The 20,205-nt window shown below is 58.8% G+C and carries 25 protein-coding genes, 1 tRNA gene, 2 rRNA genes and 2 pseudogenes (1 of these 30 running past the window's edge); 16 read left to right on the top strand and 14 right to left on the bottom strand.

The window, feature by feature from the left end:
* The 3 genes from BVL55_RS14210 to BVL55_RS14200 all read left to right on the top strand — a co-directional run.
* Window positions 1-1,165, top strand: a 23S ribosomal RNA gene (locus tag BVL55_RS14210) (it extends 1,641 nt beyond the left edge of the window).
* A gap of 114 nt (window positions 1,166-1,279) precedes the next feature.
* A 5S ribosomal RNA gene (rrf, locus tag BVL55_RS14205) occupies window positions 1,280-1,394 on the top strand.
* 215 nt (window positions 1,395-1,609) lie between these two features.
* Window positions 1,610-1,686, top strand: a tRNA-Met gene (locus BVL55_RS14200).
* 278 nt (window positions 1,687-1,964) lie between these two features.
* Here BVL55_RS14200 and BVL55_RS14195 read toward each other — a convergent pair.
* Window positions 1,965-2,378, bottom strand: a complete 414-nt coding sequence (locus BVL55_RS14195; protein ID WP_075997452.1) for a nuclear transport factor 2 family protein — start codon at window positions 2,376-2,378, stop codon at window positions 1,965-1,967.
* Between the two features lie 102 nt (window positions 2,379-2,480).
* On the bottom strand, window positions 2,481-3,071 hold the full coding sequence (locus BVL55_RS14190) for a TetR-like C-terminal domain-containing protein (RefSeq protein ID WP_075997451.1): 591 nt from the start codon (window positions 3,069-3,071) through the stop codon (window positions 2,481-2,483).
* A 48-nt stretch (window positions 3,072-3,119) separates the two neighbouring features.
* Here BVL55_RS14190 and BVL55_RS14185 point away from each other — a divergent pair, with 48 nt between their 5' ends.
* The 3 genes and pseudogenes from BVL55_RS14185 to BVL55_RS17340 all read left to right on the top strand — a co-directional run.
* Window positions 3,120-3,566, top strand: coding sequence for a VOC family protein (locus BVL55_RS14185; protein WP_075997450.1), 447 nt, complete (start codon window positions 3,120-3,122; stop codon window positions 3,564-3,566).
* Entirely contained in the window at window positions 3,563-4,000 is a 438-nt protein-coding gene (locus BVL55_RS14180) for a cupin domain-containing protein (protein ID WP_075997449.1), read from the top strand. The genes BVL55_RS14185 and BVL55_RS14180 overlap by 4 nt, the downstream gene beginning before the upstream one ends.
* A 143-nt stretch (window positions 4,001-4,143) precedes the next feature.
* Window positions 4,144-4,188: pseudogene (locus BVL55_RS17340) on the top strand (hypothetical protein); the annotation flags it as partial.
* 77 nt (window positions 4,189-4,265) lie between these two features.
* Here the strand turns inward: BVL55_RS17340 and BVL55_RS14170 are convergent.
* The 6 genes from BVL55_RS14170 to BVL55_RS14145 form a co-directional block, all read right to left on the bottom strand.
* Window positions 4,266-4,958: a DNA alkylation repair protein gene (locus tag BVL55_RS14170; RefSeq protein WP_075997448.1), complete on the bottom strand. Its 693-nt coding sequence runs from the start codon at window positions 4,956-4,958 to the stop codon at window positions 4,266-4,268.
* Window positions 4,959-5,016: 58 nt separating this feature from the next.
* Window positions 5,017-5,187 (bottom strand): hypothetical protein, encoded by a 171-nt coding sequence (locus BVL55_RS14165; RefSeq protein WP_428977263.1) that lies wholly within the window; start codon window positions 5,185-5,187, stop codon window positions 5,017-5,019.
* 101 nt (window positions 5,188-5,288) lie between these two features.
* Window positions 5,289-5,669 (bottom strand): DUF1801 domain-containing protein, encoded by a 381-nt coding sequence (locus tag BVL55_RS14160; protein ID WP_244530527.1) that lies wholly within the window; start codon window positions 5,667-5,669, stop codon window positions 5,289-5,291.
* A 54-nt stretch (window positions 5,670-5,723) separates the two neighbouring features.
* A complete protein-coding gene (locus tag BVL55_RS14155; protein ID WP_075997445.1) occupies window positions 5,724-6,131 on the bottom strand; it encodes an SRPBCC family protein in 408 nt (135 codons plus the stop codon).
* Window positions 6,128-6,451: an ArsR/SmtB family transcription factor gene (locus BVL55_RS14150; protein ID WP_075997444.1), complete on the bottom strand. Its 324-nt coding sequence runs from the start codon at window positions 6,449-6,451 to the stop codon at window positions 6,128-6,130. Before BVL55_RS14150 ends, BVL55_RS14155 begins: the two co-directional genes overlap by 4 nt.
* Window positions 6,452-6,571: 120 nt before the next feature.
* Window positions 6,572-7,216, bottom strand: coding sequence for a TetR/AcrR family transcriptional regulator (locus BVL55_RS14145; RefSeq protein ID WP_075998182.1), 645 nt, complete (start codon window positions 7,214-7,216; stop codon window positions 6,572-6,574).
* A gap of 42 nt (window positions 7,217-7,258) precedes the next feature.
* Here BVL55_RS14145 and BVL55_RS14140 point away from each other — a divergent pair, with 42 nt between their 5' ends.
* Together BVL55_RS14140 and BVL55_RS14135 are read left to right on the top strand one after the other, a co-directional pair.
* Window positions 7,259-7,852 (top strand): GFA family protein, encoded by a 594-nt coding sequence (locus tag BVL55_RS14140; RefSeq protein ID WP_244530526.1) that lies wholly within the window; start codon window positions 7,259-7,261, stop codon window positions 7,850-7,852.
* On the top strand, window positions 7,845-8,168 hold the full coding sequence (locus tag BVL55_RS14135; protein WP_075997442.1) for a DUF6958 family protein: 324 nt from the start codon (window positions 7,845-7,847) through the stop codon (window positions 8,166-8,168). The genes BVL55_RS14140 and BVL55_RS14135 overlap by 8 nt, the downstream gene beginning before the upstream one ends.
* Before the next feature lie 35 nt (window positions 8,169-8,203).
* Here BVL55_RS14135 and BVL55_RS14130 read toward each other — a convergent pair whose 3' ends face one another.
* Together BVL55_RS14130 and BVL55_RS14125 are read right to left on the bottom strand one after the other, a co-directional pair.
* Window positions 8,204-9,067: an alpha/beta fold hydrolase gene (locus BVL55_RS14130; protein ID WP_156892633.1), complete on the bottom strand. Its 864-nt coding sequence runs from the start codon at window positions 9,065-9,067 to the stop codon at window positions 8,204-8,206.
* Window positions 9,063-9,254 (bottom strand): hypothetical protein, encoded by a 192-nt coding sequence (locus BVL55_RS14125; protein ID WP_075997440.1) that lies wholly within the window; start codon window positions 9,252-9,254, stop codon window positions 9,063-9,065. The genes BVL55_RS14130 and BVL55_RS14125 overlap by 5 nt, the downstream gene beginning before the upstream one ends.
* A gap of 87 nt (window positions 9,255-9,341) precedes the next feature.
* On the opposite strand from BVL55_RS14125, the gene BVL55_RS14120 reads away from it, so the two are divergent.
* Together BVL55_RS14120 and BVL55_RS17335 are read left to right on the top strand one after the other, a co-directional pair.
* Window positions 9,342-9,848 (top strand): winged helix-turn-helix transcriptional regulator, encoded by a 507-nt coding sequence (locus BVL55_RS14120; RefSeq protein WP_075997439.1) that lies wholly within the window; start codon window positions 9,342-9,344, stop codon window positions 9,846-9,848.
* Window positions 9,849-10,092: 244 nt separating this feature from the next.
* The gene (locus BVL55_RS17335; RefSeq protein WP_075997438.1) at window positions 10,093-10,356 is read left to right on the top strand and encodes a HipA N-terminal domain-containing protein; all 264 of its coding nucleotides are present in this window, start codon (window positions 10,093-10,095) and stop codon (window positions 10,354-10,356) included.
* Window positions 10,357-10,434: 78 nt separating this feature from the next.
* Here the strand turns inward: BVL55_RS17335 and ygiD are convergent, their stop codons facing one another.
* The 3 genes from ygiD to BVL55_RS17130 all read right to left on the bottom strand — a co-directional run bounded on the left by ygiD (window position 10,435) and on the right by BVL55_RS17130 (window position 11,895).
* Window positions 10,435-11,259: a 4,5-DOPA-extradiol-dioxygenase gene (gene ygiD / locus BVL55_RS14110; protein WP_075997437.1), complete on the bottom strand. Its 825-nt coding sequence runs from the start codon at window positions 11,257-11,259 to the stop codon at window positions 10,435-10,437.
* Window positions 11,260-11,362: 103 nt separating this feature from the next.
* Window positions 11,363-11,578 carry an NAD(P)-binding domain-containing protein gene (locus tag BVL55_RS17135; RefSeq protein ID WP_244530525.1) on the bottom strand — a complete coding sequence of 72 codons (216 nt, stop codon included), beginning with the start codon at window positions 11,576-11,578 and terminating at the stop codon, window positions 11,363-11,365.
* 65 nt (window positions 11,579-11,643) lie between these two features.
* Window positions 11,644-11,895 carry an NAD(P)-binding domain-containing protein gene (locus BVL55_RS17130; protein ID WP_244530524.1) on the bottom strand — a complete coding sequence of 84 codons (252 nt, stop codon included), beginning with the start codon at window positions 11,893-11,895 and terminating at the stop codon, window positions 11,644-11,646.
* 173 nt (window positions 11,896-12,068) lie between these two features.
* Between BVL55_RS17130 and BVL55_RS14100 the strand changes: the two genes are divergently transcribed.
* Both BVL55_RS14100 and BVL55_RS14095 read left to right on the top strand, forming a co-directional pair.
* Window positions 12,069-12,965 carry a LysR family transcriptional regulator gene (locus tag BVL55_RS14100; protein WP_075997436.1) on the top strand — a complete coding sequence of 299 codons (897 nt, stop codon included), beginning with the start codon at window positions 12,069-12,071 and terminating at the stop codon, window positions 12,963-12,965.
* A 455-nt stretch (window positions 12,966-13,420) separates the two neighbouring features.
* A complete protein-coding gene (locus tag BVL55_RS14095; RefSeq protein ID WP_075997435.1) occupies window positions 13,421-14,008 on the top strand; it encodes an ester cyclase in 588 nt (195 codons plus the stop codon).
* Between the two features lie 230 nt (window positions 14,009-14,238).
* Here BVL55_RS14095 and BVL55_RS14090 read toward each other — a convergent pair whose 3' ends face one another.
* Window positions 14,239-15,108: a LysR family transcriptional regulator gene (locus tag BVL55_RS14090; RefSeq protein ID WP_083649556.1), complete on the bottom strand. Its 870-nt coding sequence runs from the start codon at window positions 15,106-15,108 to the stop codon at window positions 14,239-14,241.
* 104 nt (window positions 15,109-15,212) lie between these two features.
* Between BVL55_RS14090 and BVL55_RS14085 the strand changes: the two are divergent.
* The 4 genes and pseudogenes from BVL55_RS14085 (at window position 15,213) to BVL55_RS14070 (ending at window position 20,112) form a co-directional block, all read left to right on the top strand.
* Window positions 15,213-16,663 (top strand): annotated as a pseudogene (locus BVL55_RS14085) (aldehyde dehydrogenase family protein).
* On the top strand, window positions 16,660-17,679 hold the full coding sequence (locus BVL55_RS14080; protein ID WP_075997434.1) for a membrane dipeptidase: 1,020 nt from the start codon (window positions 16,660-16,662) through the stop codon (window positions 17,677-17,679). The pseudogene BVL55_RS14085 and the gene BVL55_RS14080 overlap by 4 nt, the downstream one beginning before the upstream one ends.
* Window positions 17,630-19,375: a hypothetical protein gene (locus tag BVL55_RS14075; RefSeq protein ID WP_244530523.1), complete on the top strand. Its 1,746-nt coding sequence runs from the start codon at window positions 17,630-17,632 to the stop codon at window positions 19,373-19,375. The genes BVL55_RS14080 and BVL55_RS14075 overlap by 50 nt, the downstream gene beginning before the upstream one ends.
* On the top strand, window positions 19,372-20,112 hold the full coding sequence (locus tag BVL55_RS14070; RefSeq protein ID WP_083649555.1) for a DUF3726 domain-containing protein: 741 nt from the start codon (window positions 19,372-19,374) through the stop codon (window positions 20,110-20,112). Before BVL55_RS14075 ends, BVL55_RS14070 begins: the two co-directional genes overlap by 4 nt.
* Window positions 20,113-20,205: the final 93 nt, after the last annotated feature.

The following is a 20,205-nucleotide window of genomic DNA, read 5'->3' as shown; positions in this document are numbered from 1 at the left end:
GGGATAAGCGTGACCTTGCAGGAGGCAACTCTTGTGAGGTGGCACAGACCAGGGGGTGGCGACTGTTTATCAAAAACACAGGGCTCTGCGAAGCCGCAAGGCGACGTATAGGGTCTGACGCCTGCCCGGTGCTGGAAGGTTAAAAGGAGGGGTGCAAGCCCTGAATTGAAGCCCCAGTAAACGGCGGCCGTAACTATAACGGTCCTAAGGTAGCGAAATTCCTTGTCGGGTAAGTTCCGACCTGCACGAATGGCGTAACGACTTCCCCGCTGTCTCCAACGTAGACTCAGTGAAATTGAATTCCCCGTGAAGATGCGGGGTTCCTGCGGTTAGACGGAAAGACCCCGTGCACCTTTACTACAGCTTCACACTGGTATTCGTATTGGCATGTGTAGGATAGGTGGTAGACTTTGAAGCGTGAGCGCCAGTTCGCGTGGAGTCACCCTTGAAATACCACCCTTGTTACTATGGATATCTAACCGCGACCCGTAATCCGGGCCCGGGACATTGTGTGGCGGGTAGTTTGACTGGGGCGGTCGCCTCCCAAACAGTAACGGAGGCGCGCGATGGTTGGCTCAGAGCGGTCGGAAATCGCTCGTCGAGTGCAATGGCATAAGCCAGCCTGACTGCGAGACTGACAAGTCGAGCAGAGACGAAAGTCGGTCATAGTGATCCGGTGGTCCCGCATGGAAGGGCCATCGCTCAACGGATAAAAGGTACGCCGGGGATAACAGGCTGATGACCCCAAGAGTCCATATCGACGGGGTTGTTTGGCACCTCGATGTCGACTCATCGCATCCTGGGGCTGGAGCAGGTCCCAAGGGTATGGCTGTTCGCCATTTAAAGCGGTACGTGAGTTGGGTTCAGAACGTCGCGAGACAGTTCGGTCCCTATCTGCCGTGGGTGTAGGAATATTGACAGGATCTGTCCCTAGTACGAGAGGACCGGGATGGACGCACCACTGGTGGACCTGTTGTCGTGCCAACGGCACAGCAGGGTAGCTATGTGCGGACGGGATAACCGCTGAAGGCATCTAAGCGGGAAACCCACCTGAAAACGAGTATTCCCTGAGAATCGTGGAAGACTACCACGTTGATAGGCCGGGTGTGGAAGCGCAGCAATGTGTGAAGCTTACCGGTACTAATAATTCGATCGGCTTGATCGTTCTCATTACCCATGTTCATTTTGGCCTCGCGCCAGTCAGCTTTTGACGGCTGCGACGGACTTCATGTTCAGGACAACGGCTCGAAAGAGCGAAAGACCCGATGCATTCCGCCGACCTGGTGGTAATTGCGAGGTGGCTGCACCCGTTCCCATTCCGAACACGGCCGTGAAACGCCTCAGCGCCGATGGTACTTTGTCTTAAGGCACGGGAGAGTAGGTCGCTGCCAGGTCTGCCGAATGCATCCACAGTTTCACGAATTCTTCTCTTTTCGAACCCGGATTGAACGGCCGTCTGCCATGCATGCGTTTTGGCCGGCGGCTTTGTTGTTTCAGCAGAACAGTTTGCCGGAACAGCAGGCATGAGCGCCGGTTTGTTTCCTATTTCGCTTCGCGAATTAGCTGGCAGGGCGCTTACATTTCAGCTGTGCTGAAGTGGCAGGATTAACGCGGGGTGGAGCAGCCCGGTAGCTCGTCAGGCTCATAACCTGAAGGTCGTAGGTTCAAATCCTACCCCCGCAACCAAACAAGTCTTTGATGTTAAATTACAAAAAGCCCGCCTCCTGGCGGGCTTTTTGCGTTCAAGGGAAACGCCAAGGATTCCAGCAAGATCGTCCCGCACATTGATGGGCATTTCCTCCTCTGCCGGTGTCAGGATGATCTCGTCAATCAGGGAGCGAAGGATTTCGCCAGCTTCGAGACGCCTTGCTGTCGGCCTCATCCTGTAGGGAGCTATGCAGCTTTTCCACCTGTGAGCGACTTCCACCGTGCCATGGAGTGAAAGCGCCAGGTCACGAAAAGTATCACTGGTCACCAACTACGGGTTTTCTTCCTTCCGGCTCACCAAGGGCCGGTGTGAGATGCGTCAGGATGCATCGCCATCTGCCTTCCACCCGGAGATAGACGTCCGTGACCCATTCGTCTGCCGTGATGGGGGCGCCCTGAAACTTGCCTGAATTCTGGCAACGGCCCGTAACCGTCGCAACGTCGCCCAGGATGTGGGTGTGATGTGTCGTCTTCGTCATCGTATCGTGTGTAAGGGTGCCGGACGCGATCAGGGCCAGCATTTTCTCAGCGGGCACGGGGCCGCTTTCCGGTGTAACGAGCACCCAGTCCTCCGTGATGCACTTTCGGATCGCGTCCGGATCGTTGCTGATCATCGCCGCGTTGAAAGTCTGTTCGGCGGCGTCAAGCTGCGCCTTGATATCGTCGTTCATCGAACATTCTCCTCTTTCCAGCGGTGCTGCACTTCGTTCCGCCCGATCATCAAGGCGACATTGACCGCGAGACATGGCGCAACGGCTCTGGCCACCAGCCGCTCACTCTAGAATCTTGAGAGCCGCGGCGACGAGATGATCCGCAAAGGTCTGATCCAGTGGCTGATGGCCGACCAGCAGGCGATAGAAAACCGGGCCGTAGATGACGTCCAGAACGACCTCGATGTCGTTGGGTTGAGCGATGTTGCCCTTTTGGACGGCGCTCTCGATCAGGCCGCGCCCCGCCTCCCGGCTCGACAGGATTACCTGATTGCGGAACGCCTTGGTCATCTCGCTTTCCGGGTCCGCAGCCGCCAGTGCCATGGTGATCTGCCGGCCCCGTGTCGTCGCGAAGGCTTTGACCAGCGTTCTCATCTGCGCGGTCAGGCTGGATTTCAGCGAGCCGTCCTGCTCGGACGGTTTCTGCGGTTCGGCCATCATCAGCGCCGCCATGGCGAGTTCGCAGGCATTCGACCAGTTCCGATAAATTGTGGGCTTGCCAACGCCTGATTTCGCGGCCACAGCCTCGATCGACAACCGCCCGAATCCCTCTTCCATGAGGATGTCATGCGCTGCCGACAGCGCCCGTTTCCGGGCGGCCTGGCTGGGTGGGCGGCCGCGAGGCCGTTTCCGGGGTTTGCTCTCTTGACTCATTATATTACGAATCGTAACGTAAATAAAACAGATAAGCAAGGATGAATCATGTCTTCGATAACAACGGTCATTCCCTACATCGTCGCGAAGGATGCCAAGGCTGCCATCGCGTTCTACATTGCGGCCTTCGGTGCTACGGAAGAGTTCCGCATGACCGATCCGTCCGATGGCAGGATCGGTCATGCGGAGCTGAAATTCGGTGACAGCATCGTCATGCTCGCCGACGAGTATCCCGATTTCGGCGCCCTCAGCCCCGACACGATCGGAGGCTCGCCGGTCACGTTGCACCTGTCGACAAAATCCGTCGATGACGACCTGGCCCGTGCCGTCAATGCCGGCGCGATCGTCCTGCGTGCCGCGACCGATCAGAGTTTTGGCGAACGTAACGCCATGGTGCTGGACCCGTTCGGCCACAGATGGATGCTGTCGCAAACCATCGAGAAACTGAACCCCGACGAGATGCAGCGCCGCTGGAATGAGGAAACCGGCGCATGAGCGACGCACAAATCCTCGACAACGGGCGAGCCACCGCCGCACGCGACGTCATCGCCCTGCCTGCAAATGGTGGCCGCCGCTACGAAATGGGCGGGTTGACGGCGCTGTTCAAAGCCGATGAGGCGGAAACCGACAGCCGGTATTGCGTATCCGAATGGATACTTGAGCCGGGACAGGAGGGCGTCGGTGCACATAGCCATGAGACGAACGACGAAATCTTCTACGTCCTGGAGGGAATGCCAGAAATTCTCCTCGGCGAAACGTGGCGAATGTTCAAGGCCGGTGCTTTCGTTCGAATCCCCGCGATGGTCGTCCACGATTTCCGCAATCCGGGCAATGAGGCGGTTCGCCTCCTGAACTTCTTCATCCCCGGCGGCTTCGAGCGCGAAATGCCCAAGATTGTCGCGTGGTTTTCCGACGGCGGCGAGCAATGAAAGCCTATGTCATCGCAAATCTCCAACAACTTCAAATGCGCCCGCCGATCGCGGGATACTTCCAGAGCGTCGACGCGGCGCTGTAACTCTTCGGAGGGCGTTTTCTCGTTCATGGCGGCGAAAAGACCGCTCTCGACGGGGATCTGCCGGGTTTCCAGATCGTCGTGAAATTCCCGGATGTGAAAAGCGCGCGCCAATGGTACGCGTCCCCGCCTTATCAGGATATTCTTCACCTGCGCCGGGACTTCGTAGACTCCGCAAGTCGTCAGGATTGCAATTCCGTCCTGACGTCCGGCGGCAGCCGTTTGGAAGCGGCTGTGATGGTCGGTCTGGGCAATTGGGCTTTGTGGTCCATCAGGAAGCGAACAAGGGCGTCTTCATCTCGCTTGCCCGCCTCTCGCGTCCAGGACGCAATGGCCTTCTGCACATATTCATCGTCGTCATCCGCGAGTATCCCGGCAATCCGAAACGTATCCGCCACCTCATTGCGCTTGATAAAGGCATGGGTGGCGACAATGGCTGTGCGACGCTCATGCGGGTCATCCGAACGGGCCAGCCGGTCCAGCACGGAACGATCCTTGTCTACCAGATATTCGCCGATGACATGCGGTGCAGCGCGGTCGACCAGGTCCCAGTTGTTGATCCGGTCGTGCTTGCGCAGATAGAGGTCGAACAGCGCCTGCCGGTGTGCGGGCTCCAGATTCTTTTGCCTGGCCTGAAAATCGAGGATTGCAACCGCGGCCATCCGAACCTCATAGCGGCGGTCATCGAGCAGGGTTTCGATTTCCTCCAATCCCATCTTCGCAAACCGCTTGGCTACCGGGAACACCTGCCCGATTGGCACGCCCAACGCCGCGTTGTCCGGGTCTGACCCACGGAAAAACCGGCTGACCCGCTTCACCTCGGAGGGATCGGCAATATCTTCCAGCGCCGCTACGAGGTCCATGGCTTGCGTCATGGGATCATGCCGAGCAGACTCCGTGACCGGCACGGCTCGTATCTGGCCACCATCACCATCACTCGGCAGGCTTGTGCCGCTGCTTGGCGGTATAGGGCAGCGCGAACAGGTACAGACCGGTGACAAGCATCAGCGCCAGCGGGGCCAGGGGCAGGAAATACACCCATTCGGCGGGTTCCTTGCCCAACCCCAAGGCACCAAAGATGCCAAGCACGATCAAGGTGAACACAATGGACAGCCAGCGATGGCATTGTCTTATCAACTTGCTCCAATTCAATTGCGGCTCCTTTCAATTGCAGCGGATGTGGAAAGAGTGCCTGACCTGGTGGGTCAGGGTGCGTTCAACGCTACCGCAGCCCGGATGAGGGCCTTCAACGCATCCCCGTCAATGTCGTCGCCTTCGTGAATGTCGATGGCGCGGCGAACATTGCCGTCGAGGCTTGAGTTGAAAAGCCCTGCCGGGTCCGGCAGCAAAGCGCCTTTGGCAAAGGTCATCTTGACCTTGTCCTTGTAGGTTTCGCCAGTGCAGATCATGCCGCCGCGATACCAGGTGGGGACACCGCGCCACTTCCATTCCTCCACCACGTCGGGTTCGGCTTCCTTGATGAGCGTCCGGATACGCGAAAGCGTGTGGCCCCGCCAATCGGCCAGTTCGGCGATCTTCCCGTCAATCAACTGCGACGGAGATTTTTCGGTTTGCGCGTCATGCATTCCCATTATCCTCATACGCTTCCTTGCCCGGGCACATGGCCTGGGCCCGATTCACTACATCTCGGCCAACACCTGCTCCAGTTTGTCGAAAAAGCGTGGCCATCCGACTCTTGCGCCGCCGTAGTAATTCGGCTGATCCATCCGGAAACCGGTTTGCTCCATGCGCAGCCGTGTTCCCTTGCCGGTCGGCGTGAGGGTCCAGGTGACGATTGACTTCAGATCACCGGCATCCCAGCTGTATTCCAACGCCTTGTGTTCTTCGACCGTCCGTACCTCACAGGAGACCTCGCCCCAATCCGCCATGAACCGGAAATGGTGCCCGATTTCCGGCCTGAACTCGGTTTTCATCAGCCATTCTGCGATCAGATGGGATTGGGTGAGGGCACGCCAGATCTTCTCCGGCGGATGCGGCAGGTCCCGTTCGACAATGACGGTGCGGGTTTCGGTCGAGGTCTCGGTCAATTGTCCATCCTCTTCAGCAGGTCCTCGAGGTCGTCGAAGCGTTGTTCCCAGAACGCGGCCATCCGTTCCGTCCAGTCTGACAGCGGTGCCAAGGCGTCGAGTTGCGGGCTGTAATGTGTCTGGCGGCCATTCTGGCGGTCGGCGACGAGCCCGGCCCGTTTGAGCACGCCAAGGTGTTTTGAGACGGCCGGCTGGGAAATCCCGGCGTGGCCGGTCAGCGCTTTGACCGTCTGGTCCCCCTTGCGGCACAGGCGCTCGAAGATGGCCCGGCGTGTTGGGTCCGCAAGCGCTCGGAACAGGATATCGTGAGGCTGGATCATTGTAACGCATAGCCCTTTGGTTATGATTTATTGATAGCCATGGAGTTATGATTTTTCAAGCTAAATCCTTACCGATGCGATCAGCACCTTGAGCCGGCCGGGGCGATCATGCCTCGAGACTTACTTTTCGTTGGTGTGTTCCATGGCATAGGCGCACAGGAATATCCGCACGGCTTCGCGCGCATGATTACGCAACTCTTCTTGACCGGGAATGCCATCGTCACCAAGCAGCATGGCGGCATTGGTCGGTGCGCCCATGACGATCCAGTTGAATTGGATTGCTGCCTTCTGCGGATCAGGCGTGTTGAGTTCACCGGTGCGGGTGTAGTGCTCACAGGCGCGAGCCAGCCTGTCGATGGATCGTTTCGGACCGTTCAGATACAGCGACTTCCCCAACTCTGGAAACCGCTCAACTTCACCGATAACCATTCGGCGGAGTCGCATGAGCCGCGGTGTCAACACGATCGTCAGCTGATCGGCAGCAACCTCCAGCAAATATTCCGCCACAGGCCGGTCGCCGAAGCTATCTTCCAGATACTCTCCGATTTCTTGGGCAGCCCCGCCCGTCATCGCTTCAACGACTTCGATGAACAATGCTTCCTTCGATTTGAAGTGGGCGTAAACCGTCTGTTTGGAAACGCCCGCCTTGTCCGCGACGGCGTCCATGTTGGTGCCGAGGAACCCGTGCCGCAGGAAAACCTCCTCGGCAGCCGCAAGTATCTTCTCGCGGCTCCGGCGAATGCGGGTTTCTGCACCATTGGACATGCCTGGCTCCTCCTGGTTCCCGCGCAGCATAGCTGCGTCGTCTTGACAAATCAAACTGGACGGTCCAGTCTAATCAACGAAGAATTCAAGGAAGGCGAAATGACCAGGAAGCACAATGTGGCCTGCCATTGCGGGCAAGTGACCGTAGAGGTGGAGGGGCCGCATATTGCGGTGACCGAATGTCTGTGCAGCAGCTGCCGGAAAGCAGGTGCGGTCCTGAGCACGTTGCCGGGTGCCCCGGCGATCCTGGATGAGAAGGGTGCAACCCCGTTCGTCATGCACAGGAAGGACCGGGTGCGGATTTCCTCCGGCAAAGATCGGCTGCGAGCCTATCGCCTGTCGCCGGATGCAAAGACCCGGCGCGTGGTCGCAACCTGCTGCAACACCCCGGTTCTGCTGGAGTTTCAGGGCGGACATTGGTTCAGCCTCTATGGGCAGCTTTGGCCGAAAGGCACGCTGCCGCCGCTCGAGTTTCGCACCATGACCGGCGATCTGGAGGATCCGGGCGTGCTGCCCGACGATGTGCCGAATCTCAGGCAACACTCACTCGCATTCTACAGACGTCTTTTGGGGGCATGGGTGAAAATGGGGTTCCGCAATCCCAAACTTGTCGTGGAAGGAGAGTTGAATGTCTGACGCCGGTGACAGGATCGAAATCGAGAGCATCACATCGCCCCATCACAAGCAGCGCGTCGATCGCGTCAAATATACCGCCATGCGGGACGCTTTCCTGCCGGTCCTCCCGACCACGCCGCCCGGTATTACGGTGGCCGAGGCAAAGAAGGCGTTGCTCGAAAATCTTTCGGCAGACGTCTTCCCGGGTGGAGCCAAAGCGGGCTGGTGGCTCAAGGCCGTCCAACTCGATCTGGAAGCGAAAGGCGTGATCGCAAGAGGGGCGGTAAAACCGGTTCGTCTTTATCGCTTGAAGCACGAGTGCTTCCACTCAAGCTGATTGTGGCCGGGACAACAAGCTCCCGGTAATGAGCGTTAATGCGTCCTGGACCTCGCGGCCGGATCGCTATTCCCGGCAATTGCTCGAACGATCCGGCCCCAGTGACCGGGATGAAGTTCGTGGCCGCCGCCGTCGAGCTTCACCAGCTTCGCATCCGCAACTGTTTCGGCGAGCATCTCGCCGTGCGCGAGCGGGAAGACTGGATCGGCTGTTCCATGAATGACGAGAAGTGGCGGTTTCATCTCTTGCAACCTGCCTCGCCACCCATTGCCGGTGTCGAAGAGGACGCTGTGGTTGGTTGCGCTGAGATAGCCACCGGAGCGATCGAAGTCCCGTTCGATGAAGGCCCGGGTTCCGGCCTCATCGAATGGAAGCGCAGTACCGGCCACAAGACGGGAATCCTCGACCAGATAGGCGACGGCCTCCGAGCGATCGGCCCAATCCGGCTCTACCGACATATGCTCCATCCAGGCTTCGCCACTTGCCGGCAGCTGGGACGTGTCCTCACCCAATGGCGAGGTGCTGACCGCCGTCAGCGAGGGAACGCGGTCCGGATGCTTCAGGGCGGCACCCTGTCCGACCATGCCGCCGAGGGAGAAACCGACGACATGGGCCTTCGCAATCCCGTGGCCATCCAGCACGCGGAACACATCATCGACCGCGTCGTTGAACCTGTAGCCCGGCTGGCCGGGCGGATATTTCGTCGAAAGACCGGAGTCACGCTGGTCGTAGCGGATCACAAAGCGGCCTTGCCCTGCGAGCTGACGGCAGAATTCCTCCGGCCACCACAACATCGACGCCATCCCGCCCATGATCAGGATTACGGGCGGGTGTTCCGGGTCGCCAAACGCTTCAGTGGCGATCTCGACGTCATCGCGGCGTATCACACGCTGTTCAATCTGCATTTCGTTCTCCCTCATTTCCGTTCTCGAACAGTTGCAGGCCGGCATTGCCGCCATGACGCCATTCGGCAAGTCCGACCATCGGCCGGGCATCGGGTGCGCGCCCGAGCAGTTTATCGAACCAGGGCAGGCTTTTTGCCAGGTTGGAGCAGCTCAACCGGGCGTAGATCCTGACGATCGGCATCTCGGCCTCCTATTCTGTATGCATTTTGCAAGCAGTTGTGTTTTACCAAAACCGCATTTATATTGCAAGCAGTTTACGGAGAACCGCATGACCAAGCCCATCCGGTCCGGATGCCCGATCAATCTGACGCTAGAGACGCTCGGCGACAGTTGGAGTCTGATCGTCATCCGCGACATCATGTTCGGTAATCGCAGGCACTACCGGGATCTGCTCAACAACTCGCTTGAAGGCATCGCCTCGAACATCCTGGCGGACCGGCTGAAAAAGTTGGTTGCAGCCGGATTGCTGTCGACCAGCCCGGATCCCGATCATAAGCAGAAGACGATCTACAGTTTGACCGAAGCGGCCATCCAGTTGGTGCCAATGCTCGCCCAGATGGGCGCCTGGGGCCGGCGGTTCACCCCGGCGACGCGGGAATTGTCGATCCGCGCGCAGTTGCTCGAAGAGGGCGGGCCGGAGTTGTGGGAGGCGTATATGGCCGAACTGCGCAGCATCCATCTCGGGGAACAGAAGCCCGATCGATCCGTGCTGGCGGAATTGAAGGCGGCTTATGAGGCCGAGTGCGCGCTGACTGATGTCGGCCAGAAGGAATAGGTGATGGCATTCAATCGCGCCGATTTCCATGGCGCCGAACTGTGCTGGCACAATGAGCACATCCGGGCATTTGTGAATGTGGACTCAAAGGATCGCGTCCCGGATCCGACGATACCGGACTGTTGCTCGATCGGGAGACGCTGCCGAAACGTATCGACCGGAAAAGAGGCTCAAAGCCGACGGGGGTGACGAGGGATAGACCAGCCTCCGTTGACGGGGACGATGACGAAGGGGTTGGTTTCTAATGCCCGAAGCCATCGTTGCTCTCGGAGAAGTCAAGCGGGTGGTCGGGCGGTTGCGGTTCGAGACCGACGGTCGGCACCAGCATTCGCAGTTCGAATATGCCGCCGAGTGGCTGGCGTCGCCGGACCGCTTCGCGCTCTCTCCCGGCCTGCCTCTGCGCGAGGATGTTCTCCGCGCTCAAGGCGCTCGATCAATATCTCTCGACCTTTCGGCGTCAAACGGGCATTCTTGTGGATGTTCATTCGGTCCCTCTCCTGATCACTGATGGTTTGCAACTTCAGCTTTTCAGAATGGGATCGAGTGAACAACCTGGTGAGAACTCACATCTAGTGCCCCAAGCCATTCAGCGGCCGTGGAATACGAAGGAGCGCATCGACAACGAGCCGAGATCGATCGTATCGGTCATGAATGTCAGATCATCACGGGTATCAGACGCACCAGCGACGGTCAGGGCCGGCAAGTAATGATCCATCGACGGGTGGGCAGCCTTCAACAGCGAACCCAACGCTTCGCGATCGGTCAGTGCCGCGAAGTCACGGCCGGTAAGGCGATCTGCGAAAAGAGTATCGAATTCCAGCGCGAAATCCAGCGGCTTGCCGCCGGGACGGATGGCGCCCAGATTGTGAACCACATTGCCAGAGCCAAGGACCAGCACGCCGCGGTCACGCAGTTGCGACAGTGTGCGGCCAATTTCAAGCTGATAGTCGAGGTCCCGGCTGATATCAATGGAGACTTGGAAAACAGGAATATCGGCTTCCGGGTAAAGATGCTTCAACACCGTCCATGCGCCATGGTCAAGACCCCAGATTTCGTCCTCTTCGGCGTGGTGGCTGGCCAGTAGCGTCACAACCTCGCGGGCCAGATCGGGCTGGCCAGGCGCGGGATACTGCTGGTCATACAGGGCCTCGGGGAAGCCATAGAAATCATGGATCGTGCGCGGCATGTTCGACACGTTGACCAGTGTGGTTCTCCGGGTCACCCAGTGTGCGGAAACAACAAGGATCGCCTGAGGACGCGGTAGAGTGCGGCCAAGATCCGCCCAGGCGCGGCTGAAAGTAGTGTCTGTAATCGCATTCATCGGGTTGCCATGACCGAGGAACACCAACGGCATCCGGTCGGACGGCGACAGAGTGCTGCGAAGGTTGCTGAGTGTTTGTTCTGTATTCATTTGAGAGCCTTCCGGGATGAGCACCGGGCGGCCTTTCGACCGCCCGGAGTTTCAGGAAATTTGCCGGGCATGTGTGCCAGGGCCGGTCGTCTTGCGGGTCTTATCAGAGGCCCTGCCAACGGGGGGCAATTTCGACGCCCTTGCCAAGCACATAACCAAACTGGATGTTCAGGAAGCCGGCGGGCTCGAGATAGCGGGCGTTTTTGAGCGGACCCGCATCAACAGCGTCCAGGCCGATTTCTGCAGCCAGTGTTTTGACCTTGTCACGTGCGTCGTCGTCGTCGGATGCAACGAATGTCTGAAGCGCCTGCCCGTTCACGGTCAGTCCGTCACTGTAGTGTTGAGCAAAGATCGTGTTGAATGCCTTGACGACGCGGGCGCCGGTCAGCAGAGCAGCGATCTCTTCTGCGGCCGAGGTTTCATGGCCGACTTGAAGCCCGAGTAATCCGCGGTGACCGGATTGGACACATCGATTACCAGTTTGCCGGTGAAATCAGCCACTTTTGCCAGCTCGGCAGCGGCCCCATATGGCGTGGCCAGAATCACGATCTCGGCATCGGCAACCGCCGCGCCAAGGTCATCGTCACGGGCATGAGCGGCGACATTGTGTTGTGTTTGCTTCAGGACCTTGAGCAAGCCTGATCCGATGTTCCCATTTCCAATTATTGCGATATTCATGTCTAGTTCCTTTTCGAGTGCTGACCACCAAGGCGGTCGTTGCTGATGCCTGGAAACTAGGGCGAGGGAGTTATCAACGAAATAGCGAAGTTGTGAATTGACTATCGCTATTTTGTTCTCAATTATCCGGTATGGACATCATTGATCAACTCAAGGCCTTTATCGCCACTGCACAGAGCGGATCGTTCACGGCTGCGGCGGACCAATTAGGCGTGTCGAACCGCCTAACGTCGAAATATGTGGCCGAACTGGAAATGCGGCTGGGGGTTCGTCTGTTGCAACGGACCACGCGCAAGGTCGGTCTGACACCGGCGGGTGAGGATTTGCTCGCGCGTGCGCCCGCCTTACTCGACGAACTCGACGGCCTTCTGGCTCATGCCACAGAAAGCTCGCGTGGTTTGACCGGAATAGTTCGCGTCTCTGCCCCGGTCACGTTCGGTGAAATTTATGTAGTCGGGATGCTCGGCCGGTTCGCCCAGGAGCACCCTGACCTGACAGTCGATCTGCGGTTGAATGACAGCTATATCGACCTTGCGACCGACGGGATTGATCTGGCCTTTCGTATGGGACGCTCTGACCGGCTGTCGGTCATGACCCGTAAACTTTGCACATTTCGCAGCCTGGTTGTTGCCAGCCCCGATTACATTGCACGGCACGGTACCCCCCTGACACCTGATGATCTGTCCAACCACATCTGTATTGTTGACACAAACCGGCGGTCACCCCGCAGCTGGATTTTCGAACACAACGATACGGAGGTTGTTGCCAATGTCCGTGGTCGGTTTCACGTCAACTCTGCGCACGCCGTTGTCGAACTTGCCATCATGGGCATGGGCATCGCCTTTGTGCCCCGCTTTGCGCTGCATGATGCGATCGAGGCTGGGGAACTTGTACAACTGCTGGATGGCTATGTCGGCAGAAGCAACCCGCTTAGCGCTGTTTACCTGGAAGGCCGCGCGCTGCCCCGCAAGGTTCGCGCACTTATCGACTTTGCCGTAAAGGATATACGGATGGCGGATATTCTATAATGCGAGTGGAACTTGTCTTGATGGACTGTACTTGCTGTTTGTTGTGGATCACCTGGCGCGACGCTGTTTGTGAGTTCATGACCTAACTGGCCTGGAAAAGTTCAATTTCTGGAATAATTGCCAAAATAGCCACCTGAAGCAACATCCCGCGAGGGAACGGAAAGGCACTGCGGAAGATTGTCGGAACCCCGGCCGCCCGGCTGAAAGGCGCCATTTCCGCGGCGCCCCGGCATCGGCTGAGATCGTCTGCGTGGCATGATGTCAGCAGGGACAGGAAAAATTGCGTTTCAGGCCTGAGGCACACACAATGCCGTTCAATCAGCCGATCCAAATTTTCTATTTGGTACATATCGAAGATAGTAATCCTATAAAATCTCCATTTTGGTACAGATAAAACTCTCCTACGTTCCTGTCATCGTGATGCTGCAATCCCGCAGCCATTAGGAGAAACAACGATGACCAAACTACTGAAAACCATCACCGCCCTGTTCATTGCAGGCTTTGCAACCCAAGCGTTCGCGCAGGAAGGTTCGACATTGACGGTGGCAAACCCCGAAAGCGCCGGCATCGCCGCTGCCCTGTCCGAGCTGGCCGCCCGTCAGGCCAGCGATGCCCGGATTCAAACCAACCTGGACAATTTCGACACGCTCGACTTCGATGTGTACACCAATCAGAAATGGGACCGTCTGCACGAAAGCCATGCCGAAGACATTATCGTTCACTACCCTGACGGGCGAACGGTGCAAGGGATTGAACCGCACATTGAAGAGCTGAAGTGGATGTTCACTTGGGCACCTGATACCCGCATCGAAAAACACCCGGTCCGCATCGGCCAAGGCGAATGGACCGCTGTGGTCGGTGAGGTCGAAGGCACCTTTACCGAGCCCATGCAGACTCAAGACGGTGTTATCCAGCCGACCGGTAAAGCCCTGAAACTGACCATGGCCACCATTGCCCGCTGGAATGAAGATGGCACCATGGATGAAGAGTATCTGTTCTGGGACAACAAAGAGTTCATGCGCCAGATCGGCCTGGGCGAATAATCCTAGACTTACAAGCAGCAGGCGTTGGCGCCGCGCGACAATGGCTGCTGCACCATTTGCCGCATTTCCTCTGATCGAAACAGGAACTGAAAATGGGTGTCAGCCCCGGTAACCAGGCAAATTATTTAAATACAATGGTAAAAAAGCCCGCCAAATGGCGGGCTTTTTTCGTTTTGGCGGGCTGCTGATTTTACGTCTTCCAAAGAAGGCCTGTGACGGGGCTTTCAGGCTCAGTGCGGCGTCAGAATATTCCAGAACGCTAGCGCCACCGGGCTGAGACGCCGCTCTGTGCTGTGGATCTTGCGCAATTCGCGCTGTGCCAGCGGGTTGGCTGGGCGGATGAAGGCCAGCCCTTCCGGGCCGCTTGCCAGTGCACTGTGCGGCAGGATGGTGGCGCCCAGGCCGCCGCGCACGAAGGACAAAAGCGCGGTCGTGTTTCGTGCCTGCAGGTTGCAGCCTTCCACCAGTTTGCCAACCTCCGCATTGTCAACCAGATGACACAGCGGATTGACGATCAGCGGTTCGAGTGCCAGCAGTTCCCATGACAGCGACTCCCATGACAGTGCCCGGGACCGCTCGCGCAATGCGTGCCAGATCGGGCCGTCCTTGCGGTGAACGATGCCCAGATCATCGCACAATATGGTTTCACCTTCCCCCGCATCCCCCGGCGCTGCCGAAAGGATGCCGATATCGGCTTCACCGAAGCGTACAAGCCGGCGCACCGATGCGCTGTCGATATCGGAAATTTCCAGCCGCACATCGGGCCGCGAGCGGCGAAAGGTTGCAACGGCCGCCGGCAGCAGGCTTACAGTGGCTGAAGGGACGGCAGCTATCCGCACCGTGCCTGCCGCCGACATGAGATGGCGCCCGATGGCGCTGGTGCTGCGGTCAAACGCATCGGTGGCATGAGTGCTTTCGGCCAGGACAAGGCGGCCAAGCGCGCTCAACCGGTTCTTGCGGTCGGTCTCAAACAGCGCCGCGCCGAGATGATCCTCAAGTTGCTGCAGCATCATGGAAACGGCCGAAGGCGTGCGGCCAAGGATTTCGGCCGCCCCGGCCAGGGTTCCCTGTTCGGCAACAATGCGAAAAACGCGCAGCATTTCGAGCTTGATCGCTATTTCAGTATTCCTGAAATTTGCTTCAATTATTCCAGATTGCCTGAAGCTGCCATTGTTGTCTAGGCTTTGCAGATTGCGAGGGCACCATGACACAAAACACCAAGATATACATTTCCGGGCGCTGGGAAGACGGCGCTTCCACCGTTGAAAACCGCAACCCGTCCGACCTTTCAGATGTCATCGGGGCCTATGCCCAGGCCGGCAGCGGGCAACTTGCCGAAGCCCTTGCTGCCGCCCGCAAGGCACAGCCGCTGTGGTGGGCTGCAGGGGTCCAGAAGCGGCATGATGTGCTGATGGCGATCGGCACCGAACTGATGAACCGTGCCGGCGAGATCGGTGAAATGGTCTCCCGCGAGGAGGGCAAACCGCTTGCCGAGGGCAAGGGGAAGTCTACCGGGCAGGTCAGTTTTTTACCTATTTCGCCGCAGAGGCGCTGCGCCTGCATGGCGATCTGGCCGAAAGCGTGCGGCCCGGTATCGAGATCGATGTGCGGCGCGAACCGGTCGGTGTGGTGGCGATCATCAGCCCGTGGAATTTTCCGGTGGCAACGCCTGCCTGGAAAATTGCCCCGGCGCTGGCCTTCGGCAACGCAGTCGTCTGGAAGCCTGCCAATCTGACACCGGCCAGCGCGGTGTTGCTCACCGAAGTGATTGCACGGCAGGATATTCCCGATGGTCTGTTCAACCTTGTTGCCGGTTCCGGGAGGGATGTCGGCCAGCGCCTTGTGGAAAGCGCTGATATCGATGCCATCAGCTTCACCGGTTCCGTGCCGGTCGGCCGCGGTATTGCCGCTTCGGCGGTTGCCAACATGACCAAGGTCCAGATGGAGATGGGGTCAAAGAACCCGATGCTCGTCATGGACGATGCCGATCTTGACCTCGCTGTTGCCCACACCGCCAATGCAGCCTTTGGCGGCACGGGCCAGAAGTGCACCGCCGCCAGCCGGCTTATCGTTCATGAGAAAATTCACGATGCCTTTGTTGAAGGTCTGGTTGCAGCCGCAAAGGCATTGAAGGTCGGTCACGCCTTGCAAGAGGGCACACAGATCGGGCCGGTGGTCAGCGAAAGCCAGCTTTCCCAGAACCTTGATTACATCACTGCGGGCCGCCAGGAAGGCGCCGAACTGCTTTGCGGCGGTGAGCGGCTGGAGCGCCCCACCGAAGGTTATTACATGGCCCCGGCGGTATTTGCCGGAACCAGCAACGCCATGCGCATCAACCGTGAGGAGATGTTCGCGCCGGTTACCTGTGTCATCAAGGCGGGCAGTTATGAGGAAGCGCTGGCGACTGCCAATGACAGCGAATTCGGCCTGACAGCAGGCATCATGACGGGCTCGCTGTCGCGGGCGTCGCACTTTCGGGCCAACATGCGCGCCGGTTGCGTGATGGTAAATCTGCCGACGGCAGGGACCGACTATCATGTTCCCTTTGGCGGGCGGGGTGCCTCCTCCTTCGGTCCGCGCGAGCAGGGACGCTATGCTGCCGAATTCTACACTTCTGTAAAGACAGCCTATGTGGCAGCGGGGGAACCGCAATGAAGACACCGCTCATCGACGGCCTTCAATATGCCAACTGGTCGGAAAAAATCTTCCGCCAGATGCGCGACGGCGGCCTCGATGCGGTGCATGTGACGATCGCCTATCATGAGAATTTTCGCGAAACGGTGCTCAATATCGAACAGTGGAACCGGTGGTTCGAGCAATTTCCCGATCTGATTTTTCAGGGCCGTACGGCAGGTGATGTGCGTCTGGCTCAGGAGAGCGGCCGCACTGCGATCTTCTTCGGATCGCAAAATCCGTCCTGCATGGAAGACGATATCGGGCTGGTGGAAGTGCTGCACACCCTTGGGCTGCGCTTCATGCAGTTGACTTACAACAACCAGTCGCTGCTTGCCACGGGCTGTTATGAAGATGACGACACCGGACTTACGCGGATGGGCCGGGAGGTTGTGGCGGAAATGAACCGCGTTGGCCTGGTTGTCGACATGAGCCACTCGGGTGAACGCTCGACGCTGGAAGCCATAGAGCATTCAAGCCGGCCCATCGCGATTACCCATGCCAATCCGGCAAGCTGGCACAAGGCGCTGCGCAACAAACCGGATACCGTGCTCAAGGCGCTGGGCGAAAGTGGCGGCATGTTCGGCTTCTCGCTCTATCCGCATCATTTGAAGGGCGGCAGCGCCTGCCCGTTGCAGTCCTTCTGTGACATGATTGCCCGCACAGCGGAAATGATGGGCATCGATCATGTGGGCATCGGCACCGACCTTTGCCAGGATCAGCCCGACAGCGTGGTTGAATGGATGCGCATCGGACGGTGGACGAAGAAGATCGATTACGGAGAGGGAAGCGCTGCTGCACCCGGCTTCCCGCAAATGCCGGACTGGTTTTCCGGCAACCGGCATTTTTCCAATATTGCCGCGGGGCTGAAAGCAGCCGGAATGGACGAAGACGATGTGGCCGCCGTGATGGGCGGCAACTGGCGCCGTTTTTTTGAAAAGAGTTTTGGTGCTGAAGCGGAGTGGAAAATGGCCGGCGCAGCCGGAGCCGGAGCGTGAGGTGATGAGCGGGGCGATGCGCGTCAACACAGCAGACACGGACCGCAATACGGATCAAATCGGACCGCGCCCACCCCGTCAGGTGATGCGGCTGGCGCGCATGGGCTGTGCCCACCCCATGCGGCTTTCCTTCCTGCAGATCATGTTGAGGCGAATGAAGCAGGAGGGGTGGCGCTTCGACCGGCCGGTCTGGCAGATCAATGAAAGGGGCGTTGGCCGGGCTGTGTACCGGGCGACCGGCCCGCAGCGCACCTACAGCCTTGTGGCGTTTTCCCACGATCTGCCCGATCACATGCGCTCCGACCGGGTAATCGCAACGGCCTGGGATGCGACCTTTGCACTGTTCGATGGCGACCCGCAGCCAGCTGATCTTGACCGGCTGGAGGAAAATGTTCCGTTTCAGGAAGCAGGGCGGATCAGCCCGAAGGAATTGTCGCTCAGCCGGGCCAACCGCTCGGTGCGGCTGTTTGCCCATGTGGTCGAAAGCCTTGCCTGCGGCCGCCAGCCGGATACCGAACAGATCGATCAGGTTGGCTATCTGATGCGTACCACGGCGGTTTACGGGTCGGGCAAGTTCGGTGCAGCCGACCGGTCCGTCATTGCTGACCGCGAAGAATTGGCAGCTCCCTTTCAGGCGGAAATGCTGTCGGTGTGGCTTACCCGTGCCTTTACCGTGGATATCGCCGAGCATCTTGCTGAGGTTCGCGGCGGTAAGAAGGCGGTGCGGCTTGATCGAAAGATCAGACGGCGGCTGGGCGTCGGCAATTCAACCGGTCTTGGCATGGCGCCCTTCATCGTGCGCCATCCTGTTCTGCTCAACAACTGGATGGCAGCGCGAGAAACAGCGCTGGCGCGGGTGCGCAATCTGGATGTGGCCGGCGGGAAGGCCGTAAAAGCGCTTAAGGAAGCCCTGGCGGCTGCGCAACACAATGCCGCCAACTGGCGGTCGGAGCATCCAATTCAGATCGCCAAGTTGAGGGATTTGCGAGGCGATCTTGAAAAGATTTCCGGCCGCCTCAAGACATGGCCGCGTGAAGTGTCCCGTCCCTGGAATGCCTTGTGGCGCTGGGGTGAAGAGGAACTGTCCCTTGAAGGGCAGGAAGCGCTCCTGTCGGTGATGCTTGAACCCCATGGCGAAATTGTCGACGATCTGGCGGACAGGATGAGCGCCGATGAGAGCATCGCGTTCCGCATCGATGGCGCCATGCGAATTTCGGAGCTGCGCGATATCCTGGAGGAGCGCTATGACTGGGCACTAGAAGTAGATTTTTCAAAGCCGGAGAACCTGGCGCGATTTTGGTATGTGTCGGAGGAAAAGCTGGAGCCGAGGCTCGGCAATCGCTTTGAGGAAGAAGGCGCAGAACTGGAGCAGCCGCTTTGCGTTGCACGGCTGGCGAACGCCCTTTGGCAGGCGCTTGCAGCCTGGCCGGGTAAGGCGCCGGTGGCGGAATTCCTGCTTGCCCATCCCGAGCACCGTTTCATGGTGCGCCGGGCGCAGGCCGCCGCCGATTACCCCTATGCGGAAGTGCATGACAACCTGATCTCGCAGGACATGCTGCCGATTGACCTGATGCGGCTGAAGCTGGCCTTCTTCGGTGCCAGCCATTTCGATCCGCGGTCCGACAAGTGGGTAAGGATCAGCCTCTTTCAGGGCGATCCCTATCCCGATGAGTTCAACGCTGGCGCTCAGTCATGATGAGCGAACCCAACGATCCAACCCGCTCCGGTTCGCCTCTGCCTGCTGAAGGAAGCGGCAAGGTGGCGTTGTCGCGCAATGAGATCGAAGGCTTGTGCATGAAAGCGGCTAGGGCAGCCGGCATGAGTTGGGGCCTTGCGGAGGAAGCAGGGTTTGCCGCCGGATGGCTTGCCGCCAGCGGGTTGAACGGTGCAACGGCCCTGCTCCACCATTTGCGGACGTATCAGGGCAAGTCGTGGGAGGAGATCTCCCCGGTGGCCGGGGAGGGGCACTGGCGAACATCAGGCACGGTGCCCATGTGCCCGATCGCTCTCGGCGCGGCACTTTGTGATCATGCCGGTCTGCCGGAAAGCTTCCCCGATGCATCAGGGCTTGTGGTGGGACCGGTCAGCCAAGCTGTGCTGGTACTGCCCTTTCTTGCCGATATTGCGGGGCGGCTCGGGATGGAGATAACCGTAAAAATACAACCGGGGGAGTTCCAAACGGGTTCCATCTGCCTTTCTCCCGGTGGCTTGATCCCGGTTGAGGCGGAAGAACTGATTGGCGCTGATGCCATCGTGTTGACGATTGTCTCGGGACCGGCGAGAGCCGGCAGCACAAAGGGCGAAGACGTGGTCCTGGCCGAAATTGACCGCCCTACCCTTGCCGGTCTCAATGCCCTTGCCATGAAAATTACCGTGCCAGCCAGCGAACAATCGCGAGCCGGGGCAGGCGCTCAAGCCAGCGACAACGATTAGTCCCTGCACCAACTTCCACATTCGGCGAATGGGGGAGCGGCCGAATTTGCTTGAATTTCAAACCTGCCATGTGTCTGTATCGCAAACGATGGT

Origin of the sequence: Salaquimonas pukyongi (genome assembly GCF_001953055.1) — a bacterium.
GTDB classification, from domain to species: Bacteria; Pseudomonadota; Alphaproteobacteria; order Rhizobiales; family Rhizobiaceae; genus Salaquimonas; species Salaquimonas pukyongi.
Note: the sequence above shows the minus strand (reverse complement) of the source record. Positions and strands in the feature narration are given on the sequence as shown.